The organism is Streptomyces milbemycinicus (genome assembly GCF_002154605.1).
GTDB classification, from domain to species: domain Bacteria; phylum Actinomycetota; class Actinomycetes; order Streptomycetales; family Streptomycetaceae; genus Streptomyces; species Streptomyces milbemycinicus.
Window position 1 is genome coordinate 1 of the sequence record NZ_MUNE01000065.1, and the last position, 24,922, is coordinate 24,922.

Genomic DNA, 24,922 nt, shown 5'->3' on the forward strand with positions numbered 1-24,922 from the left:
ACGAGCCCCCGGCCGCCGCCGACGTCCTCGACGCGCACCTGGCCGACCTGCTGGCCGACGAGCCGCCGGAGCTGATCCGCCGGGCCCGTGCGAGCGCCGTGAGCGCCGAGGTGACCGAGGCTCTGGGCCTGGAGGAGCCGCTGCCCGGCGAAGCGGCCCGGCTGGCCGGCCATCTCGCCGAGCACGCCCGGGGCGCGCTGTCCGAGGCCGAACTGCTCACGCGCTGCCGGTCGTTCGCCCCGCGCCAGGCGCGCGAGTGGTTCGCGGAAGCCGCCCGGACCGGCACGCTGCCCGCCGCGCTGCCCGCGCTGCGCCGGGCGGCGCAGCGTATCGCCCTCGCCGTCTTCAACGGCTCGGCCCACAGCCTGACCGCCGAGGCCGCCGAACTGCTGGCCTGGGAGCTGGCGGTCACCCTCGACCCGCAGTACGCGCCCGGGCGCCCGCCGTTCACCGCGCCCGCCGACGCCCTGCCGGCCGTCGCCCGCGCGGTGCCGGGGGAGGGCGTGGAGGACCTGGGCGAGGCGGCTGTGCCGGTCCGTACGGTGTGGTTCCAGGGGCGCGCTCTTGCGCCCGCGGTGCTCTTTGAGGTGTGGGACCACCACCACAACACCCGCGGCCCGATGGCGCGTTGGCTGCGCGGCCTGTGCGACGATCCGCGGCCCCAGGTGTGGGTGCGCGCCGCGGTCGCCGCGGGCGTGCTCAGCGCTCGCGACTATCTGTACGGCCTCACCGAACTGCTGCTCCCACTGGCCCGCGGCGACAGCCCGGTGCAGCGTATGGCGGCGGCGACGGCACTCGCCGAGGCGTCGCGCGACGCCGATGTACGCCCTGCCGTGGCGGGCCTGCTGAGCGGCTGGGCGGCGGGCGGCGACGAACGGGAGCGCGAGACCGCCGCGCTCGCCCACGGCTACGGCCTGGCGGCCGGCTCGGTCACCGCGTCCCTGGAGGAACTGGCCCGGATCGCGGCCACGGACGGCGGTTCCACCGCCTCGTACAGCGCCGTGCGGCTGCTGGCCGGGGCGCAGCCCGGGACCGTACTGGCGCGGCTGACCCACTGGCTGGGCGACACCCGCCGCTCCCGCCGCGATCTCGCGCTGCTGACGGTGTTGCGCGCGGTCGGGACCCGCACCTCACACCTGTGGGGGCTGCGGGAGGTGCCGGAGCTGGCGCCGTACGCGGCCTGGCCGCTGGCCACGGCGCTGCTGGCGGCCCGCCCCCAGTGCCACGCGGCGCTGGCGGAACTGCTGCGGGCCGCGCTGACCTGGGCCAGATCGGCCGAGGCGGCCGAGGACGCGCTCGTGGGCTGGATGCGGCGGGCGGCCGGTGACGAGCGGCAGTTGGCCGTGTTGTGCGACTTCCTGCCGCTGCTGGCGCAGGAGGGCCATGAACCGCTCGACGCGCGGGCGGCCGCACGGATACGGGAGGTGCTGGAAGCGCTGTGAGGAGAACGACGGCGATGGTGGATGAGGAGATGTTGGAAGAAGCGATGCTGGAGGAGCAGGGGGCAGACCAGGCGGCGGAGCGAGCAGACCAGGCGCGCCCGACCGCCCCGGTGGCGGGAGCGCGGAGACTGCGCGAGGCGCTGCGCCAGGGCGGCGAGGCGTTCCCCGCGGCGCTGCGCGAGGCCGACGACGGCCTGCTGCTGAGCGCGCTGGACGACGGGATGCCCGCCGACCGGGCCACCCGCGTCGTCGTGGAGCTGGTGCGCCGCGCCCCCGAGCGCGGGCCGGAGCTCGCGGACGCGGTCTGCGAGAAGGTGCTGCTGGCCAGGCTCTACCTCGACGCGGGGGAGCCGTCGGGCGCCGACGACCGGCTGCGGGCGCGTAACGCGCTGATGCTGTACGACGGCCTGGTCCGCCCATGCGCCCAGCGCGGCGGCACCCCGGAACTGCTGGCCTGCGTGGTGCCCGCGCTGTGGGCCGCACGGGGCGGCGCGGGCCGCGAGGTGGTGCGCCGCATCGTGGACTCGCGGCAGCCCACGGGCTTCGGCGAACGAGCCTGGAAGGAGCTGTTCACCAGCGCGGCCGAGGAGTGCCGCGAACACGAGGCCGCGGCGGCCACCGCCGCCCGGCACGGGGCGCGCCGCTGGTGGCTGCGGCGTCGGTGGCCGCGGCGGGAAGGGGACGGCGGCCGGATCGATCTGCAGCCCGGCCAGCTGTGGGTGTCCGTCCTGCTGGGGGTGATCTCGGTGGCCCTGGTCCTGATCGTCGTCCTGGCCGCCCGGTAGCGCAGCCCCACACGGGCAGGACGACGCCGGGACGCCCGTACGGCCTTCACCGCGGGGCCGCAGCGGCGAAGATGGAGTCATGGGTTTCCATGTGGACTCCGAGGCCGGGCGGCTGCGCCGCGTCATCCTGCACCGCCCCGACCTGGAGCTGAAGCGGCTCACACCCTCCAACAAGGACGCGCTCCTCTTCGACGACGTCCTGTGGGTGCGCCGCGCCCGCCAGGAGCACGACGGATTCGCCGATGTACTGCGCGACCGCGGCGTCGAGGTGCATCTCTTCGGGGATCTGCTGGCCGAGTCCATGGCCGTTCCGGCGGCGCGGGCGCTGGTGCTGGACCGCGTCTTCGACGAGAAGGAGTACGGTCCGCTGGCCACCGACCATCTGCGGGCGGCCTTCGACGAACTGGGCGGCGCCGAGTTGGCGGGGTCGCTGATCGGCGGCATGACCAAGCGGGAGTATCTGGAGCGCTATCCGGAGCCGGTCTCCATCCGCTTCCACACCATGGAGCCGGACGACTTCGTGGTGGACCCGCTCCCCAACCACCTCTTCACCCGGGACGCCTCCGCCTGGGTGTACGACGGGGTGTCCATCAACGCGATGCGCTGGCCCGCCCGCTGGCACGAGACGGTCCACTACGAGGCCGTCTACCGCCACCACCCGCTGTTCGCGGACGGCGGCTTCCACGTCTGGTCCGAGGGGCAGGCGGCCTATCCGTCGACGATCGAGGGCGGCGATGTCCTGGTGATCGGCAATGGCGCGGTGCTGATCGGAATGAGCGAGCGGACCACGCCGCAGGCGGTGGAGATGCTGGCGCGCGGGCTGTTCGCGGCCGGCTCCGCCCGGACGATCGTGGCGCTCGACATGCCCAAGACGCGGGCGTTCATGCACCTGGACACCGTGATGACCATGGTCGACGGGGACACCTTCACGCAGTACGCGGGCCTGGGGATGCTCCGCTCGTACACCATCGAGCCGGGCGGCGCCGACCAGGAGCTCAAGGTCACCGACCATCCGCCGGAGCATATGCACCGGGCGATAGCGGCCGCGCTCGGCCTGGACGCCATCCGGGTGCTCACGGCCACACAGGACGTGCACGCGGCGGAGCGCGAGCAGTGGGACGACGGCTGCAATGTGCTGGCGGTGGAGCCGGGGGTGGTTCTCGCCTACGAGCGGAACGCGACCACCAACACCCATCTGCGCAAATGCGGGATCGAGGTCATCACGATCCCGGGCAGCGAGCTGGGGCGGGGGCGGGGCGGGCCGCGCTGTATGAGCTGCCCGGTCGAGCGCGACCCCGTCTAGCAGGGCCCAGGGGCACGGCCACGCCACGGCTACGATCGCTGAGCCGAACGGGCTTCCGTATATATACGGTATCTCGTATAGACTTCCATCGTTCCCCTCGTGATCGCACCCTAGGAGCCCGACATGGCGACAGAACTCACCGGCCGCCACTTCCTCAAGGAGCTGGACTTCACCGCCGAGGAGTTCCGCCACCTGATCGCCCTGGCCGCCGAGCTGAAGGCGGCCAAGCGCGCGGGAACCGAGGAGCGGCGGCTCACGGGCAAGAACATCGCGCTGATCTTCGAGAAGACCTCCACCCGCACCCGCTGCGCCTTCGAGGTCGCCGCCGCCGACCAGGGCGCCTCCACCACCTACCTGGACCCGTCAGGCTCCCAGATCGGCCACAAGGAGTCGGTGAAGGACACCGCGCGCGTGCTGGGCCGGATGTACGACGGGATCGAGTACCGCGGCAGCGGACAGGAGATCGTCGAGGAACTGGCCGCACACGCCGGAGTGCCCGTCTACAACGGCCTCACCGACGAGTGGCACCCCACCCAGATGCTCGCCGACGTGCTCACCATGACCGAGCACAGCGACAAGCCGCCGGCCGAGATCGGCTTCGCCTACCTCGGCGACGCCCGGTACAACATGGGCAACTCCTACCTGATCACCGGCGCGCTGCTGGGCATGGACGTTCGGATCGTCGCCCCCCGGGAGCTGTGGCCCGACGAGGCCGTCGTGGAGCGGGCCCACGGGCTCGCGAAGGAGTCGGGCGCCCGCGTCACGCTCACCGAGGACATCGCCGAGGGCGTGGCCGGGGCGGACTTCGTCGCCACCGACGTCTGGGTGTCGATGGGCGAGCCGAAGGAGGTCTGGGCCGAGCGCATAGCGCTGCTCGGCCCGTACGCGGTCACCATGGACGTGCTGCGCGCCACCGGCAACGACGACGTGAAGTTCTTGCACTGCCTGCCGGCCTTCCACGACCTGGGCACCGCCGTCGGCCGCGAGATCCACGAGCGGCACGGGCTGACCTCGCTGGAGGTCACCGACGAGGTCTTCGAATCCGCTCACTCCGTCGTCTTCGACGAGGCCGAGAACCGGATGCACACGATCAAGGCGGTGCTGGTCGCCACGCTCGGACGGCCCTAGTGCATCCGGGGCGAGGCCCCGTATAACCCTTCTCACCTGCTCGCCTCGCCCGGTACGGTCTCGAGAGCAGTTCCCACGCTGAGAGTAGGTTTCGTCAATGGCATGTCGTATCAGTGAGCTCGTGCTCGGTTGCCGCGACCCCGAGGTGCTGGCGCGGTTCTGGTGCGAGGTCCTGGACTTCGTCGTGCTCGATCGCGAAGAGGACGGCAGCCTTGAGATCGGGCCGCGCGAAGGGTTCGGCGGCCCGCAGCCGACGATCATCCTCAGCCGCAGGGACGAGCCGGAGCCGGGGAAGACCCGGCTGCACATCGACGTCAACGCCACCGACCGCGATCAGGACGCCGAGCTCGAACGCCTCCTGAAGCTCGGGGCGCGCCCGGCCGACATCGGCCAGACCGGCGAGGAGTCCTGGCATGTTCTCGCCGACCCGGAGGGCAATGAGTTCTGCCTGCTCAAGCGCCGCCTCAACCCGCTCTGACGGCTAGCGCGCCCCGGCCGGGAGCGTGAACCAGACCGCCTTGCCCTCGGGGGTGGGGCGGTAGCCCGCCTCCGCGCTGAGGGTCCGGAGCAGCTGCAGGCCACGGCCGCGCTCGGACACCTCGCGCGGGTCGGGGGCGCTGGGCGTGCCCGGTCCGTCCTGTGCACCTGGTCCGTCCTGCGCAACGGCGCCGCTCTGCGCGGCAGGGTCGCGTAGGGCGGCCGGTGGGGACGGGTCCCGGTCGTGTACCTCGACCTGCCACTCACCGGTCGGCGCCAGCCCCATCACCAGCTCTATGGGCTCGTCGCCGTCCGTGTGCTGTACGGCGTTGGCGACCAGCTCGGCCGTCAGCAGCTCCGCGGCGTGGCGGTCCACCGGTGTGCCGGTGTCCGCGAGGGTGTTGCGGACCAGCGCGCGGGCCAGTGGGACGGCCACCGGGGTGTGGGGGAGGGCGAAGCGCCAAGAGGCGATCGCGGAGGCGGAGGCGGGGTCGGGCACGGGCACGGCTCGGTCCAGTCGGTGTCGAAACCTCGCGGTCTTAGGGCAACGGTCTTAAGGCAAACGGTGGGCGTCCTCCGTCCTTCGACCCTGGGGGCGCCTCCCCGCGGCGGGCGGCCGGGGAAGGTATGAAGCGGACGATAGCGCCGTAAGAGGCTATGGACCACTCTTGATGTGACTTATTACCACTCACTTGACGGGGTGCGGCCTCTCGGGCGGCTCTCCTGCCCGTATTTATCGCGCACTCGTGACGATAGTCACAGTCGAGTGATAACTTCGGGGGACAGGCACCAGCCGCCCGGCTCAAGGAGGCCCTGGCCCATGAGTCCGTTCACCGGCTCCGCGACCGGGACCAAGGAGTGGCGTCATCTGCGCCTGACCCTCGACTCCGGCGTCGCGACCGTCACCCTCGCCCGCCCCGAAAAGCTCAACGCGCTCACCTTCGGCGCCTACGCCGACCTGCGCGACCTGCTCGCCGAACTGGCCCGCGAGGGCTCCGTACGGGCCCTGGTGCTGGGCGGGGAGGGCCGCGGCTTCTGCTCCGGCGGCGACGTCGACGACATCATCGGCGCCACCCTCGCCATGGACACCCGCCAACTGCTCGACTTCAACCGCATGACCGGGCAGGTCGTACGCGCCCTGCGGGAGTGCCCCTTCCCTGTCGTGGCCGCGGTGCACGGGGCCGCGGCGGGGGCCGGCGCGGTGCTGGCCCTGGCCGCCGACTTCCGGGTCGCCGACCCGTCGGCGCGCTTCTCGTTCCTGTTCACCAAGGTCGGGCTGTCCGGCGGCGACATGGGCGCCGCGTATCTGCTGCCGCGCGTCGTGGGCCTCGGGCACGCCACCCGCCTGCTGATGCTCGGCGAGCCGGTGCGCGCGGCCGAGGCCGAGCGCATCGGGCTGATCAGCAAGCTCGTCGACGAGGGCCGGGCGGCGGCCGAGGCCGCGGTGCTGGCCCGCCGTCTCGCCGACGGGCCCGCGCTCGCCCTCGCACAGACCAAGGCGCTGCTCACCGCGGAGCTCGATATGCCGCTTGGCGCGTCGATCGAGATGGACGCGGCCACGCAGGCGCTGCTGATGAACAGCGCGGACTACGCCGAGTTCCACGCCGCCTTCACCGCCCGGCGCCCGCCCGGCTGGCAAGGGCGATGACCCAGCCGACCCAGCCGCCACGGCCAACTCAGCCGACTCCGCCGCCCCAGCGGACCCAGGCCCGCCCCTTACGGATCGCCGTCGTCGGCGGCGGCCCCGGCGGCCTGTACGCGGCCGCGCTGCTGCGCCGCCTCACCCCCAGGCCCGAGGTCACCGTCTGGGAGCGCAACGCCCCCGACGACACCTTCGGCTTCGGCGTCGTCCTCTCCGACGAGACCCTTGGCGGTATCGAGCACGCCGACCCCGCCGTTTACGCCGCCTTGCGCGAGGACTTCGTCCGCTGGGACGACATCGACGTCGTGCACCGCGGACGGACGCTGACCTCGGGCGGCCACGGCTTCGCCGCCCTCGGCCGGCGCCGTCTGCTGCGGATCCTGCACGAGCGCTGCCACGCCCTGGGCGTCCGGCTCCACTTCCGTACCCAGGCGCCGCCCGCCGCCGAACTGGCCCGCTCGTACGACCTGGTGATCGCCGCCGACGGGGTGCACAGCGCGACCCGCCAGGCCCGCGCCGATGTCTTCGGGACCCGTTTGACCACCCACCGCTGCCGCTACATCTGGCTCTCCGCCGACTTCGCCTTCGACGCCTTCCGCTTCGAGGTGGCCGAGACCGAACACGGCGTGCTGCAACTGCACGGCTACCCCTACGCACCGGACGCCAGCACCGTCATCGTCGAGGCCCGCGAGGAGGTCTGGCGCCGGACCGGCCTGGACCGGCTGGACGAGCGCGAGTCCACGCGGCGGTGCGCCGAGCTCTTCGCCGACGCCCTCGGCGGCCGCCCGCTGCGCGGCAACCGCTCCCTGTGGACCGCCTTCCGTACGGTCGTCAACGAGCGCTGGTGGCACGGGAACACGGTGCTGCTCGGCGACGCCGCGCACACCGCGCACTTCTCGATCGGCTCCGGCACCAAGCTCGCCATGGAGGACGCCGTGGCGCTCGCGAACCATCTCGCGAACCACCTCGCGGGCCATCTCGCGGACCACCGCCAAGAGCGCTCCTCGGTGTCCGAGGCGTTAGCGGCGTACGAGGCCGAGCGCCGCCCGGCCGTCGAGTCGACCCAGCGCGCGGCCCGCGCCAGCCTGGAGTGGTTCGAGAACCTGGCGCTGTACGTGGACCAGCCGCCCCGCCGGTTCGCCTTCAACCTCCTCACCCGCAGCCGCCGCGTCACCCACGACAATCTGCGGCTGCGCGACGCCGCCTTCGTGACGGCGGTCGAGCGCGAGGCCGAGCTGCCCCCGGACACCCCGCCGATGTTCACCCCCTTCCGGCTGCGCGGTCTGACGCTGCGCAACCGCGTGGTCGTCTCGCCCATGGACATGTACTCGGCCCAGGACGGCACGCCCGGCGACTTCCACCTCGTGCATCTGGGCGCGCGGGCGCTGGGCGGCGCGGGCCTGGTGATGACGGAGATGGTGTGCGTCAGCCCCGAGGGCCGTATCACCCCCGGCTGTACGGGCCTGTACGCCGACGCGCACGACACCGCCTGGCGCCGGGTCGTCGAGTTCGCGCACGAGGCCTCCCCTGGCACGGCCCTCGGCGTCCAGCTCGGCCACAGCGGCCGCAAGGGCTCCACCCGGCTGATGTGGGAGGGCATGGACGACCCTCTCCCCGGTGGCAACTGGCCGCTGGCCGCCCCCTCCCCGCTGCCCTACCGCCCCGGCGTCAGCCAGGTCCCCCAGGCCCTGGACACCGCCGGGCTCGCCGCCGTTCGCGAGCAGTTCGTCGCCGCCGCCCGGCGCGCCGCCCGCGCCGGCTTCGACCTCCTCGAACTCCACTGCGCGCACGGCTATCTGCTCTCCAGCTTCCTGTCCCCGCTCACCAACCACCGCACCGACGCCTATGGCGGCACCCTCGCGGCCCGGCTGCGCTATCCGCTCGAAGTCTTCGACGCCGTAAGGGAGGTGTGGCCCGCCGACTCCCCGATGACGGTCCGCATCTCCGCCACCGACTGGGCCGAGGGCGGCACCACCGCCGACGACGCGGTAGCCGTCGCGGCCGCCTTCGCCGCCCACGGCGCGGACGCCGTCGACGTCTCCACCGGCCAGGTCGTCCCCGACGAGCGCCCCGACTTCGGCCGCTCCTACCAGACCCCGTACGCCGACCGGATACGCAACGAACTCGGCGTCCCCGTCATCGCGGTCGGGGCCATCTCCTCCTGGGACGATGTGAACTCCCTGCTGCTGGCGGGCCGCGTCGACCTGTGCGCACTCGGCCGCCCCCATCTCTACGACCCGCACTGGACCCTGCACGCCGCCGCCGAACAGGGCTACACCGGCCCCGGTGCGCCCTGGCCGCTCCCGTACCGCGCGGGCAGCCGCAGGCCCCCGACGGGCCGGGCCGATGGGTGATGATGAGCGGCATGACCATACGCAGAAGGGGTGACCTGTTCGTCCCCGAGGAGCAGGACCGCCGCCTCGACGCCCGGACGACCGGTGACGAGCGGGGCATCCTGGCCGACGTCCTGGCCGCCCAGCGGGCGACCCTGGAGTTGAAGTGCGCGGGCGTGGAGGGGGATTTGGCCCGGCGCTCGGTGGAGCCCTCCACGCTCTCGCTGCTCGGCCTGGTCCGCCATCTCGCCGATGTGGAGCGCCGCTGGTTCCGCCGGGTGCTGGCCGGGCAGGACGTGCCGCTGCTCTTCTCCACCGACGCCGAGCCCGACCGGGACTTCGACGGCGCGGTGCCCGATCCCGCGGTCGTCGCCGAGGCGTGGCGGGCCTGGCGCGCGGAGGTGGCGTTCGCCGAGGCATTCGTCGCCGCCGCGCCCGACCTGGACATCACGGCGGACGACGGATGGCGCGGGGCGGTCTCGCTGCGCTGGGTCCTCATCCACATGATCGAGGAGTACGCCCGGCACAACGGCCACGCCGACCTGCTGCGGGAGCGGATCGACGGCGCGATCGGCGTGTGAGGCGAGGCGTTGGCTGTCGGGCGTCAGGCGCGCATGGCCGTCAGCGCCTCCCGTACGTACGCGAAGCCCGCGTCGTACAGCCGGTCGTGCAGCGTCGTGAACACCTCCGCCGCCCGGACGCCGGGCCAGTCCCGCGGCAGCAGCGCGGGCGGCAGGCCGGGGTCGGCGTAGGGGAGGAAGCGCCAGGAGTCCAGGGCGAGGACGTAGTCGCGGTAGGCGTCCTCAGGGTCCGGTATGGCGCGTCCCGCCCAGCGCTCCAGCACCGGTTCCTGGGCGTCCAGGAAGCCGCGGTGCAGCTTCGCCAGCTGCTCCAGATCCCACCAGCGGCGCACCGCCTGCTCCGTCGGCTCGAAGTCCGCGTGGGCGCCGCGGAAGAGGTCGACGTACGGGGAGAGTTCGAGGCGGGCCAGGGTGTGGCGGGTCTCGTCGTAGAGGTGGTCGGGGGCGATCCACACCCCGGGCGCGGCGGTGCCGAAGCCGAGCCGGGCCAGCCGCGAGCGCAGCAGATGGCGCTTGTGGCGCTCCTGTTCGGGGACCGAGAAGACGGCGAGCAGCCAGCCGCCCGCGGCCTCGCGCGCGCCGTCGCCCGTATCGGGGTGGCCGTAGATGCGGCGGTCGCCGTCGTCGAGCAGCTGGCGCGCGTCCTCGGAGAGCGCGTATCCGGCGGCCCCGGCGTCCGTGCGGTCGGCGACCAGCAGCCCGCGCCGTTTGAGGCGGGAGACGGCGGACCGTACGGAGGGCGCGTCCACGCCCACCGCGCCCAGCAGCCGGATCAGCGCGGCGATGGGGACGGGGCCGGCGGGGCGGCCGGCGCTGCCGCGGCCGTAGGCGCCGTAGAAGGTGACGATCAAGGAGCGAGGGGTGGGCTGGCCGGTCACGCGCTTACTGTAAGGCGCCGCTCGCACCTCACTTGCCGTGCTGCGCTGTCCCGTCCCGCAGCAGATAGCGCTGGAGCTTGCCGGTGGGGGTGCGGGGCAGGGCGTCCAGGAAGACGAACTCGCGCGGGCACTTGTACGGGGCCAGCTCCGCGGCGGTGAACTCCCGCAGCGCGGCCATGGTCTCCTCGGTACGCGCCACGCCCGGCCGCAGCACCACATGCGCGACCACGACCATGCCCCGCCGCTCGTCCGGCCGCCCGGTCACCGCGGCCTCCACCACATGCGGGTGGCGCAGCAGCGCGTCCTCGACTTCGGGGCCCGCGATGTTGTACCCGGCCGAGATGATCATGTCGTCGGCGCGTGCCACATACCGGAAGTAGCCGTCCGGGTCGCGGATGTAGGTGTCCCCGGTGAGGTTCCAGCCGTCCCGTACGTACTCGCGCTGCCGCTCGTCCGCCAGATAGCGGCAGCCCGTGGGCCCGCGCACCGCGAGCAGCCCGGGTCGGCCGTCCGGAACCGGCCGCAGCCCGCCATCCACTGCCGTGTCCGCATCCGTGTCCGTGTCCGTGTCCGTGTCCGTGAAGTCCACCACCCGCGCCTCGAATCCCGGCACCGGGACCCCGGTCGTGCCCGGCCGGATCGCCTCGTCGGCGGCGGAGATGAAGATGTGCAGCAGCTCGGTCGCCCCGATGCCGTTGATGATCCGCAGCCCGGTCGCCCGTTGCCACGCGTGCCAGGTGCCGGCGGGCAGGTTCTCGCCGGCCGATACGCAGCGGCGCAGCGAGGAGATGTCGTACGAGCCGCCGTCCGGCGCCGCGCCGTCCAGCCGCCCCAGCATCGCCCGGTAGGCGGTCGGCGCGGTGAACAGCACGGAGATCCGGTGCCGTGCGATATCGGCCAGCAGCCGCTCCGGGCCGCCCCAGTCGGACAGCAGCGCGGAGGCGCCCGCGCGCAGCGGGAAGACGACCAGGCCGCCGAGGCCGAAGGTGAAGCCGAGCGGAGGGCTGCCCGCGAACACGTCCTCGGGGCGCGGCCGCAGCACCTGTGCCGAGAAGGTGTCGGCGATGGCCAGCACATCGCGGTGGAAGTGCATACAGCCCTTGGGCCGCCCGGTCGTCCCCGAGGTGAAGGCGATCAGTGCCACGTCGTCGGCGGAGGTCGCCACCGCCTCGTACGACGCGGGTGCGGTGGCCGCGAGCCGCAGCAGGTCCTCGGGGCCGTCCCCTCCGTAGTACGTCGTCCGCAGCCCCGGCACCCCGGCCTTCACCAGGTCGTCGGCGCACCGGATGTCGCACAGAGCGTGCCGTATCCGGGCCAGCTCGCAGACCGTCGCCAACTCCCGGGCCCGGTGGGCGGCCAGCACGGTCACCGCGACCGCCCCCGCCTTCATCACCGCCAGCCAGCAGGCGGCCAGCCAGGGCGAGGTGGCCCCGCGCAGCAGCACCCGGTTGCCGGGGACCACGCCGAGCGGGCCGGTGAGGGTGTGCGCGATCCGGTCGACGTGGGTGCGCAGTTCGCCGTACGTCCACACCTCGCCCGTCGCGGCGCGCACCGCGACCCGGTCCGCGCCGAACCGCTCGACGGTGCTGTCCAGCAGCTCGGCGCCGCAGTTGAGGCGGTCGGGGTAGGGCGGTCCGGGCAGGTCGAGGCGGAAGGCGGGCCACTGCTCGGCGGGCGGCAGATGGTCCCGGGCGAAGGTGTCGGTGTGTGCCGAAGGCCTGAGCTCCATCGAGGACGCGCCCCCTATGCCTGCCCTATGCCTGCCTGAAGTCGCCCTGTCAGCGTAACGTGATGGTGACGACAGTCAACAGATCGCGATAAAGGTTCGGATGGGGAGGGTGACCCGTGCCGTCGTTCGCACTTGATCCGAAGCAGCGGCGCTGGTGCGCCGGGGTGCGGTCCCTCGCCCGCGACCTGCTGCGCCCGCTCGCCGAGAGCGGCCCGCCGGGCCGGGTCAACCGGCCGCTGACCGCCGCGCTCGGCGAACTCGGCCTGCTGCGGCGGCTGTTCCCCGACGACGGGCCGGTGCGCGCCCTCGACCTCTGTCTGCTGCGCGAATCGCTCGCCAGGGAGTGCACGGAGGCCGAGACCGCGCTCGCCCTCCAGGGTCTTGGCGGCTATCCGATCGTGCTCTCCGGCAGCCCCGAGCAGTACGCGCGCTGGATGCCCGAGGTCCGGGCGGGCCGCGCGGTCGCCGCCTTCGCGCTCAGCGAGCCCCAGGCCGGCTCCGACGCCGCCGCGCTCGGCCTGCGGGCCGACCCCGACGGGGCCGGCGGCTGGCGGCTGGAGGGCGAGAAGTGCTGGATCTCCAACGCCCCGGAGGCCGACTTCACCGTCGTCTTCGCCCGCACCACCCAGGGCGCCGGCTCGCGCGGCATCACCGCCTTTCTCGTCCCCGCCGACCGGCCGGGGCTCACCGGCGAGCGTCTTGACATGCTCAGCCCGCACCCCATCGGCAGCCTCGCCTTCGACGGCGTCCCCGTCACCCGCGAGGACGTCCTGGGCACACCCGACAAGGGGTTCGGCGTCGCCATGCGCACCCTCAACCTGCTGCGGCCGAGCGTCGGCGCGTTCGCCGTCGGTATGGCCCAGGCCGCGCTCGACGCGGCCGTGGCCCACGCCGGGGAGCGCACCGCCTTCGGCGGCCCCCTGAAGGACCTTCAGGCCGTCTCCCATCAGCTCGCCGAGATGGCCACCCGCACCGAGGCCGCCCGCCTCCTGGTCTACGCGGCCGCCACCGCGTACGACGAGGGCGCGCCGGGCATCGCCAGGAGCTCGGCGATGGCCAAGCTCCTGGCCACCGAGACCGCCCAGTACGTCGTGGACGCCGCCGTACAGATCCACGGCGCACGGGCGCTGCGCCGCGGCCATCTTCTGGAGCACCTGTACCGCGAGGTGCGCGCGCCCCGGATCTACGAGGGTGCGACCGAGGTCCAGCGCACGATCATCGCGAAGGAGCTGTACCGATGACCGAGCCCCACCCGTCCCTGGTGCGCACCAACCCACCCGAGCTCTCCCCGCCCACCGGTTTCAGCCACGCCGTCACGGCCACCGGCGGCCGCCTGGTCTTCCTGGCGGGCCAGACCGCGCTGGACGGCGCGGGCGCGGTCGTCGGTGCCACGCTTCCGGTCCAGTTCCGGCGCGCCCTGGCCAACCTGCTGACCGCCCTGACCGCGGTCGGCGGCACCCCCGCGGACCTGGCCCGGCTGACCGTCCACACCACCGACGTCGCGGCGTACCGCGCGTCCGCCCCCGAACTCGGCCGCATCTGGCGGGAGCTGGCGGGCCGCGACTACCCCGCGATGGCGGTCATCGGCGTCGTCCGGCTGTGGGACGAGGCGGCGATGGTCGAGCTGGACGGCATCGCGGTGCTGCCGTAGCGGCGTGCCCCGCTCGTCACACCGGGTGGCGCGGTATTGGCCAGGCCCGCGCCGCGCGGTACCGTCGGTGCGATATCGACGACGGCAAGACGGAAGCCGGTGGGAACCCGGCACGGTCGCGCCACTGTGAACGAGACGTTCCAAACGTTCCAAGGGATGTCTTGTGAGTCAGACCCGTAGCTGTCGTCCAATGCACCACCGAGATGGGACGCGAACTCCCTTAAGGAGGCCCTGCCATGGCGCAGCATGCCGCACAGCCGACCGCCACCACTCCCGCTCTTCCGACAAAGTTGCCGATCGGTGCGATCGTCCCGTGGGCGGTGTTCTTCGGCATCCTGATGCTGGTCCTGCTGTACTTCGTCGGCGCCGAACAGGGCGCCACCTCGGTCGTCTCCGGCGAGGACGTCCACGAGTGGGTGCACGACGCCCGCCACCTGCTCGGTTTCCCCTGCCACTGACGCAAGGGACGCCGACACCCTCATGAACTCCGCAACGGTACGGAATCTGCTCGTCCGTGGCATGCTCGCCGGCCTCGGGGCCGGCGTGCTCGCCCTGGTCGTCGCCTATCTCCTCGGGGAACCGAATGTCGACAAGGCGATCGGCTTCGAGGAGTCCCACGCCTCGGCGCACGATCACGAGGTCGAACTCGTCTCCCGCAGCCTTCAGTCCACCGCCGGCCTGGCCACCGGTGTCCTGATCTACGGGGTCGCCTTCGGCGGCATCGCCGCCCTCGCCTACTGCTTCGCCCTGGGCCGCATCGGCCGCTTCACCCCGCGGGCCACCGCGCTGCTGCTGTCCGGCTGCGCCCTGCTCGCGGTCTACGTCGTGCCGTTCCTCAAGTACCCGGCCAATCCGCCCGCCGTCGGCGACCCCGACACCATCTCCAAGCGGACCAATCTGTATCTGCTGATGATGGTGCTCAGCGTGCTCCTCGCGATCGCCGCGACCATCCTCGGCAAGCGGCTCGCCCCGAAACTGGGCACCTGGTACGCCACCGTCGCCGCGGTGGCCGCCTTCGCCCTGGTGATCGGCCTGGCGTTTGCGTTTCTGCCGGCCGTCAACGAGGTGCCCGCCGACTTCCCGGCCACCGTGCTGTGGCGGTTCCGGCTCTCCGCGCTGGCCATCCAGGTCACCCTGTGGGGAGGCTTCGGGCTGGTCTTCGGCGAGTTGGCCGAGCGCCTGCTGAGCCCCAAGCCCGCCAGAAGAACCCCGGCGGCGCCGGTTGCCGCCGCCGGCCGACCGTAATCCGACCGTTGCCCTGACCTCGGGCGGTCCGCTCCGCTCAGGCGCCGTTGAGCGGACGCCCCAGCCCGAGGTTCCAGCGCCCGGCCCGTCCGCTGATCCCGGTCGCGGTCAGCGGCGGTACGTCGGCACGCCAGAAGGCCGTCGCGGGCGCGCCCAGCACATGCACCACCGCGGCCCGCACCACCTCCGGCTCCACCACGGCGAGCGTATGGCCGTCCGTCTGCGACGCGGTGTCCAGCCACCGGCCGATCCGCAGACACAAGTCCCGTACCGACTCCCCGCCATGGGGCGCGGCCGCCGGGTCGGCCAGCCACCGGGCCACCGCCTCCGGCTCGGCGGCACCGACCTCGTCGAGGGTGAGGCCCCGCCAGCGGCCCGCGTCCAGGCCGGCCAACTCCGCACAGGGCTCGGCCTCGCCGAGCCCGAGCGCCGTGGCGGTCTCCCGGCAGCGCAGGCTGGGGGAGATGACGGCGCGGGCGGCCGAGGGCAGCGCCCCGGCCGCGGCGCGGGCCCGCGCCGCGCCGCCGTCCTCCAGAGGGGCCGTGCCGTCGTCGAAGCGGGCCTGGCGCAGCGATGGGTTCATCGCGGCTGAGATGAAGGTGACGCGGCTGGTCACGCGCTCGCTCCTCCTACCTGTGCCATGGGCGGTACGGCATCTACGTAACCATCGGTGGGCCCACATCTGCCACACACCCGACCCACCGGGCGGGCTTGATAGCCTCTGGGGGCCAGTCGAGCCACATCCGAGGCCAGGGAATCCGGTGCGAATCCGGAACTGACGCGCAGCGGTGAGGGGGACGGGCGGGGCACACCATGCCACTGGGAAGGGAACGGGCCGGCCGAAGGGCGGGCGCGGGACCGCCCCGGGAAGGCGCCTCGTCCGGGCGAACCCGAGTCCGAAGACCTGCTGGCACCTCCGCGCCCCGGCGAGGAGGCCGTCCGTAGGCCAGGCTCCGCGTACGAGCCCCGACCATCGAGGCATGCCCGTGCTGCTCCGTACCGCTCTCCGCCCCGCGGCTCTGCTGCTCGCCCCCGCTCTCCTGCTCACCGCGTGCGGTGGCTCGGGAGGCGGCGCCGAGGATGCCGGGAAGTCCGCCGGTTCGGGCTATCCGCGCACCATCGACAACTGCGGCCACAAGGTCACCCTGAAGTCGGCCCCCCAGCGGGCCGTCTCCCTCAACCAGGGCACCACGGAGATCCTGCTCTCCCTCGGCCTCGCCGACCGTATGGCCGGTACGGCGACCTGGACGGACCCGGTGACGAAGGGCCTGGAGAAGGCCAACGCGTCCGTGCCGCGGCTGGCGGACAACGCGCCCTCGTTCGAGAAGGTGCTGGACGCCGACCCCGACTTCGTCACCGCCTCGTTCGTCTCCACCCTCGGCAAGGGCGGCGTCGCCACCCGTGAGCAGTTCGAGAAGCTGGGCGTGCCCACGTACGTCTCGCCCTCCGACTGCTCGGCGGGCAAGGACAACGACAGCGGCGGCGACGGATCGCGCGGCACCCCGCTCACCCTCGACAGCGTCTACGGCGAGATAGCCGACCTGGCGCGGGCGTTCGGGGTGGAGGGGCGGGGGAAGAAACTCGTCGCCGAGCTGAAGGGGCGGGTGAGCAAGGCCACCGCCGGGCTGGACGCCTCCGATGTCTCCCTCATGTACTGGTTCGCCAACTCCCAGTCGCCCTACCTCGCCGGCTGCTGCGGGGCGCCGGGTGCCATCACCCGGGCGGTCGGTGCGGAGAACGCCTTCGCCGACACCCATGACGAGTGGCCCCAGATCAACTGGGAAACGGTCGCCGACCGCGACCCCGACGTCATCGTCCTCGGCGATCTGACCCGTGAGCAGCAGACCGCGGAGACCGCCCAGGCCAAGATCCGCTTCCTGGAGAGCAACCCCGCCACCCGCAACCTGACGGCCGTGAAGAAGAAGCGGTACGTGCTGCTGAGCGGGCAGTCGATGAACCCGTCCATCCGCACGGTCGAAGGGATCGAGAAGGTCGCCGCGGGGCTGCGCGACTTCGGGCTCGCCAAGTGAGCGCCCGTACGCTGCTGCTGACCGGCGGCGGGCTGGCCGCGCTGCTGATGTCGGTCGCCGTCGCGGTGACGATCGGACCGGCCGATATCTCCACGGGCGATGTGTGGGCCTCCGTCGCCGCGCACCTCGGCGTGGGCGAGAGCACGTTGACGCCGCTGCGGGACGGCATCGTGTGGAACCTGCGGATGCCGCGCACCCTGCTCGCCGCCGTATGCGGGGCCGGGCTCGCCGTATGCGGGGCGGTGATGCAGTCGCTGCTGCGCAATCCGCTGGCCGATCCGTTTGTGCTCGGGGTGTCCTCCGGCGCGTCCACGGGTGCCGTCGCCGTGGTCGTGCTCGGGGTTGGCGGGGGAGCCGTGTCGCTGTCCGCGGGCGCCTTCCTCGGCGCCCTGCTCTCCTTCGCGCTGGTGCTGCTGCTCAGCCACGCCCTGGGCGGCAGTACGGACCGGGTCGTGCTGTCGGGGGTGGCCGCCATGCAGCTGTTCTCCGCGCTGACCTCGTTCACTGTGCTGACCTCCGCCGACGCCGACACCACCCGGGCCGTGCTGTTCTGGCTGCTCGGCTCGCTCACCGGCGCCGACTGGGCGCAGGTGCTGCTGTGCGCCCTCGTCCTGGCCGTGGTCCTCGCCGTCTGCCTCGGATACGCACGCACCCTGGACGCGTTCGCCTTCGGCGACGAGGCCGCGGCCGGACTCGGCGTCCGTGTCGCCCGTACCCGCCTGGTCCTGCTCTCGGCGACCGCGCTGCTGACCGCCGCCCTGGTCAGCGGTGCCGGGGCGATCGGCTTCGTCGGCCTGGTCCTCCCGCACGCCACACGCGCCCTCACCGGCGCCGGCCACGCCCGCCTGCTGCCCGTCACGGCGCTGACCGGGGCCGTCTTCCTGGTGTGGGTGGACACCCTCGCCCGCACCGCCCTCGATCCCCAGGAGGTCCCGGTGGGCGTGGTGACGTCCCTCATCGGCGTACCGGCGTTCGTGGCCGTGCTCTACCGCGGCCGGAGCAAGGCATGACGGGCCTGCCGGAGCGGGACATGACCGGCCGAGCGGAGCAAGACATGAGCGGCCGAACGCAGCCAGGCATGAGCGGCCGACCGCAGCCAGGCATGACCGGTCTGCGCGCGGACCGGGTCAGCCGCCGCACCGCCGACAAGGTCATCGTCGACGGCCTCACCCTCACCCTCGGCCCCGGCGAGACGGTCGGCCTGCTCGGCCCCAACGGCTCGGGCAAGTCGACGCTGCTCAGACTGCTCGCGGGCGTCCTCGCCCCCACCGCCGGGGTCGTCACCCTGGACGGGCGCCCGCTGCCGGAGGTCGGCCGCCGCGCCACCGCCCGGCGTATCGCCACCGTCGAACAGCACGCCCACACCCAGACCGAACTGACCGTCCGCGACGTCGTCGCCCTCGGCCGCATCCCGCACCGCCGCGCCTGGACCCCGCCCACGGCGGCCGACGCCGAGGCCGTCAGCGCGGCCCTGGCCCGCACCGGACTGACCGACCGGGCCGCCCAGTCCTGGCACACCCTGTCCGGCGGCGAACGCCAGCGCACCCAGATCGCCCGCGCCCTCGCCCAGGAACCCCGTGAACTCCTGCTCGACGAGCCCACCAACCACCTCGACATCCAGCACCAACTCGACCTGCTGGAACTGGTCGCGGGCCTTCCGGTCACCACCGTGATCGCCCTGCACGACCTCAACCTCGCCGCGATGTACTGCGACCGGCTGCTCGTCCTCCGCGACGGCCGAGCCGTCGCGGAGGGCACCCCCGCCGAGGTCCTGACCCCCGCCCTCATCGAGCAGGTCTACGCCGTCCGCGCCGAGGTCACCACCGAACCCGGCCACCCCGTGATCCGCTTCCTGCGCCGCGGCGCCCAGCCATCGGCCCGGCCCGCCTGATCGCCTGATCGACGGGCCGGTGCCCTCGTCGTCCACCCCTCCGCGGACCAGCGGATCAGATGTCCCGGAAGATCTCGATCTGCGCGCCGATCGAGTTCAGCCGCTCCGCCAGGTCTTCATAACCCCGGTTGATCACATACACATTGCGCAGCACCGACGTCCCCGGCGCCGCCATCATCGCCAGCAGCACCACCACCGCGGGGCGCAGCGCCGGCGGGCACATCATCTCGGCCGCCCGCCACCGGGTCGGGCCCTCGACCAGCACCCGGTGCGGGTCGAGGAGCTTGACGTGGGCGCCGAGGCGGTTCAACTCGGTGAGGTAGATGGCCCGGTTGTCGTAGACCCAGTCGTGGATCAGCGTGGAGCCCTGCGCGGACGCGGCGATGGCCGCAAAGAAGGGCACGTTGTCGATGTTGACGCCGGGGAACGGCATCGGGTGGATCTTGTCGATGGGCGCCTGGAGCTTGGAGGGCCGTACGGTCAGGTCGATCAGCCGCGTACGGCCGTTGTCCGCCGCGTACTCGGCGCTGCGCTCGTGGTCGAGGCCCATCTCCTCCAGCACGGCCAGCTCGATCTCCAGGAACTCCACCGGCACCCGCCGGATCGTCAGCTCCGACTCTGTCACCACCGCGGCGGCCAGCAGGCTCATCGCCTCGACCGGGTCCTCGGACGGGGCGAAGTCCACGTCCCGGTCGATATCGGCGAGGCCGTGCACGGTGAGTGTGGTGGTCCCTATTCCTTCGACCTTGACCCCCAACTCCTCCAGGAAGAAGCACAGATCCTGGACCATGTAGTTGGGGGAGGCGTTGCGGATCACGGTGACGCCGTCGTGCCGGGCCGCGGCCAGCAGCGCGTTCTCGGTGACGGTGTCGCCGCGCTCGGTCAGCACGATCGCGCGGGTGGGGGACACCTCGCGGTCCACCCGTGCGTGGTACATCCCGTCCGTGGCGGTCACTTCGAGGCCGAAGGGGCGCAGCGCGGTCATATGCGGCTGCACGGTGCGGGTGCCGAGGTCGCAGCCGCCCGCGTACGGGATCTTGAACTGCCGCATACGGTGCAGCAGCGGGCCGAGGAACATGATGACGCTGCGGGTGCGGCGGGCGGCCTCGGTGTCCATGGAGTCGAGGTCCAGTTCGGCGGGCGGCACGATCTCCAGATCGGCCCCGTCGTTGATCCAGCGGGTGCGGACGCCGATGCTGCCCAGCACCTCCAGGATGCGGTAGACCTCCTCGATCCGGGCGACCCTCCGCAGGGTCGTACGGCCCGAGTTGAGCAGCGTGGCGCACAGCAGCGCGACGCATGCGTTCTTGCTCGTCTTGACGTCGATGGCGCCCGAGAGGCGCCGGCCGCCGACGACCCGCAGATGCATCGGCCCCGCGTATCCGAGCGAGACGATCTCGCTGTCAAGTGCCTCGCCGATCCTGGCAATCATCTCAAGACTGATGTTCTGGTTGCCTCGCTCGATGCGATTGACCGCGCTCTGGCTGGTGTTGAGCGCTTCCGCGAGCTGCGCTTGGGTCCAGCCGCGATGCTGGCGGGCGTCGCGGATGAGCTTGCCGATACGGGAGAGGTAGTCGTCAGTCATGCGGCAGAGGCTATCTCAGATATGAGATGCACGCGCGACGGGGGCGGCGTTCGGGTGAGGGGGCGGAAGACGCTCTGCCCGGCGAACCTATTGTTCTAGTTGCATGCGAACAACTACGATGCGAACACCTGAACAGGAGGCATCCGTGCATCAACCGCTACGTCGCACCTTCGTGGTCGCCCTCCCCTTCGCCCTCGCCTGCGCCGCCGTCCTCACGACGTACGCGGCCCTGCGCGACCGGCTCCCCGATCCGCTCGCCACCCACTTCCCGGCGAGCGGTAAGGCCAACGGCTTCTCCAGTGCGACGTCCTTCGTCTGGGTGGCCACCGGCCTCCTCGCGGTCCAGGGGGCGGTCTTCGCCGCCCTCGTCCACCGCTCGAGCCGGGGCATCGGCCCGCCGCGCCTGCTGGTCGCGGTCGCGTACGGGGAGTCGGGGCTGCTGGGCTACCTCTTCCCCGCCACGCTCTTCGCCAACGCCGACGTTTCCGACGCCGCCGACGTCCGTCTCCCCATGTGGCAGCTGGCCGTGGCCCTGGCCTGCGCGCTGCCCGCCGCGGCGGCGGGCTGGCTGCTGGCCGGGGCGGACGCCCCGCCCGCCGCCGGGCCCGCCGGCGAGCCGCACCGTCTGCCGCTCGGCAAGGGTGAGGTCGCCAGCTGGACCCGCACCGTCACCTCACGCGTACTGCTCGGCGTGGGGCTGGCCCTCGCGTGCGTCGGCGCGGCGCTGGCCTTTACGGTGAGCCCAGGGAGCGGGCTGCCGATGGCCGTGATGGGGGTGATCGCCGTGTTGCTGTCCGGCTGCCGGGTCACCATCGACCGGCGCGGTCTGACCGTGTCCCCGCCCGTCGTCCGGTGGCCCCGCCTGCGGGTGCCGCTGGGCCGTATCGAGGAGGCCACCAGCCGACAGGTGAGCGCGTACGACGACTTCGGCGGCTGGGGCTACCGGATCAGGGCGGGGCGCAGCGGCCTGGTGCTGCGCTCCGGGGACGCGCTGTGTCTGCGGCTGACCACCGGCAAGGAGTTCGTGGTGACAGTGGACGACGCCCGCACCGCCGCGGCGCTGCTCAACACGCTCATCGACCGGGCGGCCCGTGGCGCGGGCCGCCCGGTGGACGCGAGCTGACATGCTGTTCACGGTCGACCCCGGCTCCCCGGTCCCGCTCGGCGACCAGATCGCCGCCTCCGTACGCCGTGCCATCGCCGACGGTACGGTCCACCCCGGCGAACGCCTCCCCGCCGCCCGCGCCCTCGCCGACTCCCTCGGCGTCAATGTGCACACCGTCCTGCGCGGCTACCAACGGCTCCGCGAAGAGGGCCTGATCGAACTGCGCCGCGGCCGCGGCGCCGTCGTCACCGGCGCCCCCACCTCCGCCGGCCGCGCCCGCCTCGTCGAGGGCGTCCACGGCCTGGTCGCGTACGGCCTTGACGCCTTCCACGATCGTGGCGGGGTCGGCCTCGGCGTGGGAGAGGGCGAGTTCGAGGTTGTCGATGACGGGCAGCAGCGCCGTGGCCGTACGGGCCCGCTCGGCGGCCCGCTCCCGCTCCAGCTCCCGGGCATGGCGCTTGCGTAGATTGTCCAGATCGGCCAGGGCGCGGCGCCAGCGGTCCTCCAACTCGGCCAGGACCGCGGCGTGCTCGTCCCCGGGCGGGGCGGGACCGCCGGCCGCGTCCGGGCCGGGGCCCTCCCCGCCCGCGCGGCGCGCCTCGGCCGTGCCCGCGGCGGGCAGATCCTGCTCGGGCTCCGGCACGGCGCCCTCCGGCACCGGTTCGGGTTCCTGCGGACGGTGGGACATGGCAGCCGCCTAGCCTTTGTCGAACTCGGCGTCGACGACGTCGTCGCCTCCGCCACCCTCGCCGGCCCCACCGGGGCCGGTCTCCTGGGCGCCCCCGGCTCCGGCCGTCGCATGCGCGGCCAGGCCCGCGTACACCTGCTGGAGCTCGGAGATCAGCGGCCTGGCCCGGTCCACGCCCGCCTCGCCCCTGACCGCCTCACGGGCGTCGCCGACCAGCATCTCGGCGCGCGCCTTCTCATGGGAGGGCGCCGCGTCGCCCAGTTCGGTGAGGCGCTTTTCGACCTGATAGGCGATGGCGTCCAGCTCGTTGCGGGCGTCCACGGCCTCCCGCAGCGCCTGGTCCTCCCCGCGGTTGCGCTCGGCCTCCTGGACCATGCGCTCCACATCGCCGCGGTCGAGGTTGCCGGTCTCGCTGATGGTGACGGACTGCTCCTTGCTGGTGTCCCGGTCCCGGGCGGTGACGTTGAGGATGCCGTTGGCGTCGATGTCGAAGACGACCTCGATCTGCGGTTCGCCGCGCGGCGCCGGGCGGATACCGGTCAGCTGGAACCGGCCAAGACCCCTGTTGTCCGCGGCCCGCTCCCGTTCGCCCTGGAGGATCACGATGTCCACGGCCTGCTGGCTGTCCTCGGCCGTGGAGAAGGTCTCCGTGCGGCGCACCGGGATGGTGGTGTTCCGCTCGATGATCTTCGTCATGACCCCGCCGCGGGTCTCGACACCCAGCGACAGCGGTGTGACATCCAGCAGCAGGACGTCCTTGACCTCACCCTTGAGCACCCCGGCCTGGATCGCGGCGCCCAGCGCCACCACCTCGTCCGGGTTCACGCTCATATTGGGCTCCTTGCCACCGGTCAGCCGGCGCACCAGGGCCTGCACCGCGGGGATCCGGGTCGAGCCGCCGACCAGGATCACCTCGTCGATGTCGTTCTCGCCGACCTTGGCGTCGGCCATGGCCTGCTGGACCGGACCGAGACAGCGCTCCACCAGATCGGCGGTGATCTGCTCGAAGGTGGACCGCATGACCGACTCGGTCAGATGCTTGGGACCCGAGGCGTCCGCGGTGATGAACGGCAGGCTGACCTGGGTCTGGGTCACCGAGCTCAGCTCGGTCTTCGCCTTCTCCGCGGCCTCGAAGAGCCGCTGCAGCGCCTGCGGGTCCCGGCGCAGATCGATGCCGTTGTTCTGCTGGAACTTATCGGCGAGATGATCGACGAGCCGGCGGTCGAAGTCGTCGCCGCCCAGATGGCTGTCGCCCGCGGTGGAGCGCACCTCCACCACACCGTCCCCGACATCGAGGACGGACACGTCGAAGGTGCCGCCGCCGAGGTCGAAGACGAGCACCGTCTCGTGCCCCTTCTTGTCAAGGCCGTAGGCCAGGGCCGCCGCGGTCGGCTCGTTGATGATCCGCAGCACCTTGAGCCCCGCGATCTCGCCCGCGTCCTTGGTGGCGCTGCGCTGGGCGTCGTTGAAGTACGCGGGCACCGTGATGACCGCCTCGGTCACCCGCTCGCCCAGCTGCTTCGCCGCGTCGTCGGCGAGCTTGCGCAGCACCAGGGCGCTGATCTCCTCCGGCGAGTACAGCTTGTCGCGCACCTTGAAGCGAGCGAGGGACTGCTCGTCCGGGACGACGTCGTAGGCGACCGCCTTGGCCTCGTCGGACACCTCGTCGTAGTGCCGGCCGACGAAACGCTTGGCCGAGTAGATGGTGCCCTTGGGGTTGAGGATCGCCTGGCGCCGGGCCAGCTGGCCCACCAGGCGCTCTCCGGTGTCGGTGAAGGCCACCACGGACGGGGTTGTGCGACCGCCCTCCGAACTGGGCACGACCGTCGCCTCGCCGCCCTCCCACGCCGCGATCACCGAGTTGGTGGTGCCCAGATCGATTCCGACTGCCTTGGCCATGAGGAACTCCTTGTAGGAAGCGGCGGCAGCGTGCAGCCGCGGAATGAACCCGTCTTCACCCGCCTTCCGGCCCCAACGCGCCCAGCCTGGCAAAACGGGGCCCTGACACGCCTGCGCCTGCGGGGGCCAAAAACCGCGCTTAGGGTGGACCTGCGAGCACAGAACAGGCGCGTGGCCGGACCGGTGGCCGCCCCGCCGGGCGGGTACCCGCAGGCCCGGACGCGTTCTCCGAACCCGGATTCGTTCTCCGAACGCGGACGGAGCGACGGAATGACCTCAACAGCCTTCTCCCGCGAACGGCGTCGGGCCCAGGACCGTTCCCTGCCCCCCGAGGCACGCGGCCTGCTGCTGCGCTCCACCGCCCTGTTCGACAGCCGGGACGAGACCGAGATCCTGCACCGGGCGATGGCCCTGGTCGGCGCGGTCGGGCCGGGGCGGGCCGAGGCCGGGTACCTCATGGTCGGCGGTGCGCTGACACGCCACCATGCGACCGACGGGGCCGACGGTCACCCGGCCGCCGCCCTCGACGA

The 24,922-nt window shown here is 72.7% G+C and carries 21 protein-coding genes, 4 pseudogenes and 1 riboswitch; of the genes and pseudogenes, 18 read left to right on the plus strand and 7 right to left on the minus strand.

Going from position 1 to position 24,922, the window contains the following annotated elements; all coding sequences use genetic code 11:
- The 5 genes and pseudogenes from CCN51_RS05970 to CCN51_RS05990 form a co-directional block, all read left to right on the plus strand.
- Positions 1-1,442, plus strand: a pseudogene (locus tag CCN51_RS05970) (hypothetical protein); the annotation flags it as partial.
- A 14-nt stretch (positions 1,443-1,456) separates the two neighbouring features.
- A complete protein-coding gene (locus CCN51_RS05975) occupies positions 1,457-2,227 on the plus strand; it encodes a hypothetical protein (protein ID WP_014175811.1) in 771 nt (256 codons plus the stop codon).
- Between the two features lie 79 nt (positions 2,228-2,306).
- Positions 2,307-3,530 carry an arginine deiminase gene (locus CCN51_RS05980; protein ID WP_014175810.1) on the plus strand — a complete coding sequence of 408 codons (1,224 nt, stop codon included), beginning with the start codon at positions 2,307-2,309 and terminating at the stop codon, positions 3,528-3,530.
- Between the two features lie 123 nt (positions 3,531-3,653).
- Positions 3,654-4,658 carry an ornithine carbamoyltransferase gene (gene argF, locus CCN51_RS05985; RefSeq protein ID WP_014175809.1) on the plus strand — a complete coding sequence of 335 codons (1,005 nt, stop codon included), beginning with the start codon at positions 3,654-3,656 and terminating at the stop codon, positions 4,656-4,658.
- Positions 4,659-4,755: 97 nt separating this feature from the next.
- Positions 4,756-5,136 carry a VOC family protein gene (locus CCN51_RS05990; protein WP_014175808.1) on the plus strand — a complete coding sequence of 127 codons (381 nt, stop codon included), beginning with the start codon at positions 4,756-4,758 and terminating at the stop codon, positions 5,134-5,136.
- A gap of 3 nt (positions 5,137-5,139) precedes the next feature.
- On the opposite strand, the gene CCN51_RS05995 is transcribed toward CCN51_RS05990, so the two are convergent.
- Entirely contained in the window at positions 5,140-5,640 is a 501-nt protein-coding gene (locus CCN51_RS05995; protein WP_014175807.1) for an ATP-binding protein, read from the minus strand.
- 315 nt (positions 5,641-5,955) lie between these two features.
- Here CCN51_RS05995 and CCN51_RS06000 point away from each other — a divergent pair, with 315 nt between their 5' ends.
- Genes CCN51_RS06000 through CCN51_RS06010 form a run of 3 tightly spaced genes read left to right on the plus strand, consistent with a single transcriptional unit; the run spans position 5,956 to position 9,691 of the window.
- Positions 5,956-6,783 carry an enoyl-CoA hydratase family protein gene (locus tag CCN51_RS06000; protein WP_014175806.1) on the plus strand — a complete coding sequence of 276 codons (828 nt, stop codon included), beginning with the start codon at positions 5,956-5,958 and terminating at the stop codon, positions 6,781-6,783.
- Positions 6,780-9,131, plus strand: a complete 2,352-nt coding sequence (locus tag CCN51_RS06005; protein WP_014175805.1) for a bifunctional salicylyl-CoA 5-hydroxylase/oxidoreductase — start codon at positions 6,780-6,782, stop codon at positions 9,129-9,131. The genes CCN51_RS06000 and CCN51_RS06005 overlap by 4 nt, the downstream gene beginning before the upstream one ends.
- 11 nt (positions 9,132-9,142) lie before the next feature.
- Positions 9,143-9,691, plus strand: coding sequence for a DinB family protein (locus tag CCN51_RS06010; RefSeq protein ID WP_014175804.1), 549 nt, complete (start codon positions 9,143-9,145; stop codon positions 9,689-9,691).
- 23 nt (positions 9,692-9,714) lie between these two features.
- Here CCN51_RS06010 and CCN51_RS06015 read toward each other — a convergent pair whose 3' ends face one another.
- A complete protein-coding gene (locus CCN51_RS06015) occupies positions 9,715-10,569 on the minus strand; it encodes a PaaX family transcriptional regulator (protein ID WP_014175803.1) in 855 nt (284 codons plus the stop codon).
- A gap of 28 nt (positions 10,570-10,597) precedes the next feature.
- Positions 10,598-12,298, minus strand: a complete 1,701-nt coding sequence (locus CCN51_RS06020; protein WP_014175802.1) for an AMP-binding protein — start codon at positions 12,296-12,298, stop codon at positions 10,598-10,600.
- 116 nt (positions 12,299-12,414) lie between these two features.
- Between CCN51_RS06020 and CCN51_RS06025 the strand changes: the two genes are divergently transcribed.
- From CCN51_RS06025 to CCN51_RS06040, 4 genes are all read left to right on the plus strand, one after another.
- Positions 12,415-13,539 carry an acyl-CoA dehydrogenase family protein gene (locus CCN51_RS06025; protein WP_014175801.1) on the plus strand — a complete coding sequence of 375 codons (1,125 nt, stop codon included), beginning with the start codon at positions 12,415-12,417 and terminating at the stop codon, positions 13,537-13,539.
- Positions 13,536-13,949 carry a RidA family protein gene (locus CCN51_RS06030; RefSeq protein WP_014175800.1) on the plus strand — a complete coding sequence of 138 codons (414 nt, stop codon included), beginning with the start codon at positions 13,536-13,538 and terminating at the stop codon, positions 13,947-13,949. The genes CCN51_RS06025 and CCN51_RS06030 overlap by 4 nt, the downstream gene beginning before the upstream one ends.
- 236 nt (positions 13,950-14,185) lie before the next feature.
- Complete coding sequence (locus CCN51_RS06035; protein ID WP_014175799.1) at positions 14,186-14,407, plus strand: CbtB domain-containing protein; 222 nt, start codon at positions 14,186-14,188, stop codon at positions 14,405-14,407.
- A gap of 22 nt (positions 14,408-14,429) precedes the next feature.
- Positions 14,430-15,194: a CbtA family protein gene (locus tag CCN51_RS06040; RefSeq protein ID WP_086859329.1), complete on the plus strand. Its 765-nt coding sequence runs from the start codon at positions 14,430-14,432 to the stop codon at positions 15,192-15,194.
- Between the two features lie 37 nt (positions 15,195-15,231).
- Here CCN51_RS06040 and CCN51_RS06045 read toward each other — a convergent pair whose 3' ends face one another.
- Positions 15,232-15,810 (minus strand): histidine phosphatase family protein, encoded by a 579-nt coding sequence (locus tag CCN51_RS06045; RefSeq protein WP_014175797.1) that lies wholly within the window; start codon positions 15,808-15,810, stop codon positions 15,232-15,234.
- Between the two features lie 96 nt (positions 15,811-15,906).
- A riboswitch (cobalamin riboswitch) is annotated at positions 15,907-16,120 on the plus strand.
- Between the two features lie 63 nt (positions 16,121-16,183).
- On the opposite strand from CCN51_RS06045, the gene CCN51_RS06050 reads away from it, so the two are divergent.
- The 3 genes from CCN51_RS06050 (at position 16,184) to CCN51_RS06060 (ending at position 19,115) form a co-directional block, all read left to right on the plus strand.
- Positions 16,184-17,224, plus strand: coding sequence for an ABC transporter substrate-binding protein (locus CCN51_RS06050; protein ID WP_043489940.1), 1,041 nt, complete (start codon positions 16,184-16,186; stop codon positions 17,222-17,224).
- Positions 17,221-18,234 carry a FecCD family ABC transporter permease gene (locus CCN51_RS06055; RefSeq protein ID WP_014175795.1) on the plus strand — a complete coding sequence of 338 codons (1,014 nt, stop codon included), beginning with the start codon at positions 17,221-17,223 and terminating at the stop codon, positions 18,232-18,234. Before CCN51_RS06050 ends, CCN51_RS06055 begins: the two co-directional genes overlap by 4 nt.
- Before the next feature lie 92 nt (positions 18,235-18,326).
- On the plus strand, positions 18,327-19,115 hold the full coding sequence (locus CCN51_RS06060; protein WP_014175794.1) for an ABC transporter ATP-binding protein: 789 nt from the start codon (positions 18,327-18,329) through the stop codon (positions 19,113-19,115).
- A 55-nt stretch (positions 19,116-19,170) separates the two neighbouring features.
- Here CCN51_RS06060 and CCN51_RS06065 read toward each other — a convergent pair whose 3' ends face one another.
- Positions 19,171-20,700, minus strand: a complete 1,530-nt coding sequence (locus CCN51_RS06065; RefSeq protein ID WP_014175793.1) for a UDP-N-acetylglucosamine 1-carboxyvinyltransferase — start codon at positions 20,698-20,700, stop codon at positions 19,171-19,173.
- A 145-nt stretch (positions 20,701-20,845) separates the two neighbouring features.
- Between CCN51_RS06065 and CCN51_RS06070 the strand changes: the two genes are divergently transcribed.
- Complete coding sequence (locus CCN51_RS06070; protein ID WP_014175792.1) at positions 20,846-21,823, plus strand: SdpI family protein; 978 nt, start codon at positions 20,846-20,848, stop codon at positions 21,821-21,823.
- A 1-nt stretch (position 21,824) separates the two neighbouring features.
- Positions 21,825-22,115, plus strand: a pseudogene (locus CCN51_RS57000) (GntR family transcriptional regulator); the annotation flags it as partial.
- On the opposite strand, the pseudogene CCN51_RS57005 reads toward CCN51_RS57000, so the two are convergent.
- Positions 22,080-22,493: pseudogene (locus CCN51_RS57005) on the minus strand (nucleotide exchange factor GrpE); the annotation flags it as partial. The pseudogenes CCN51_RS57000 and CCN51_RS57005 overlap by 36 nt on opposite strands.
- Positions 22,494-22,502: 9 nt before the next feature.
- The gene (dnaK, locus tag CCN51_RS06080) at positions 22,503-24,392 is read right to left on the minus strand and encodes a molecular chaperone DnaK (RefSeq protein ID WP_014174497.1); all 1,890 of its coding nucleotides are present in this window, start codon (positions 24,390-24,392) and stop codon (positions 22,503-22,505) included.
- Positions 24,393-24,662: 270 nt separating this feature from the next.
- Here dnaK and CCN51_RS06085 point away from each other — a divergent pair.
- Positions 24,663-24,922: pseudogene (locus CCN51_RS06085) on the plus strand (transcriptional regulator); the annotation flags it as partial.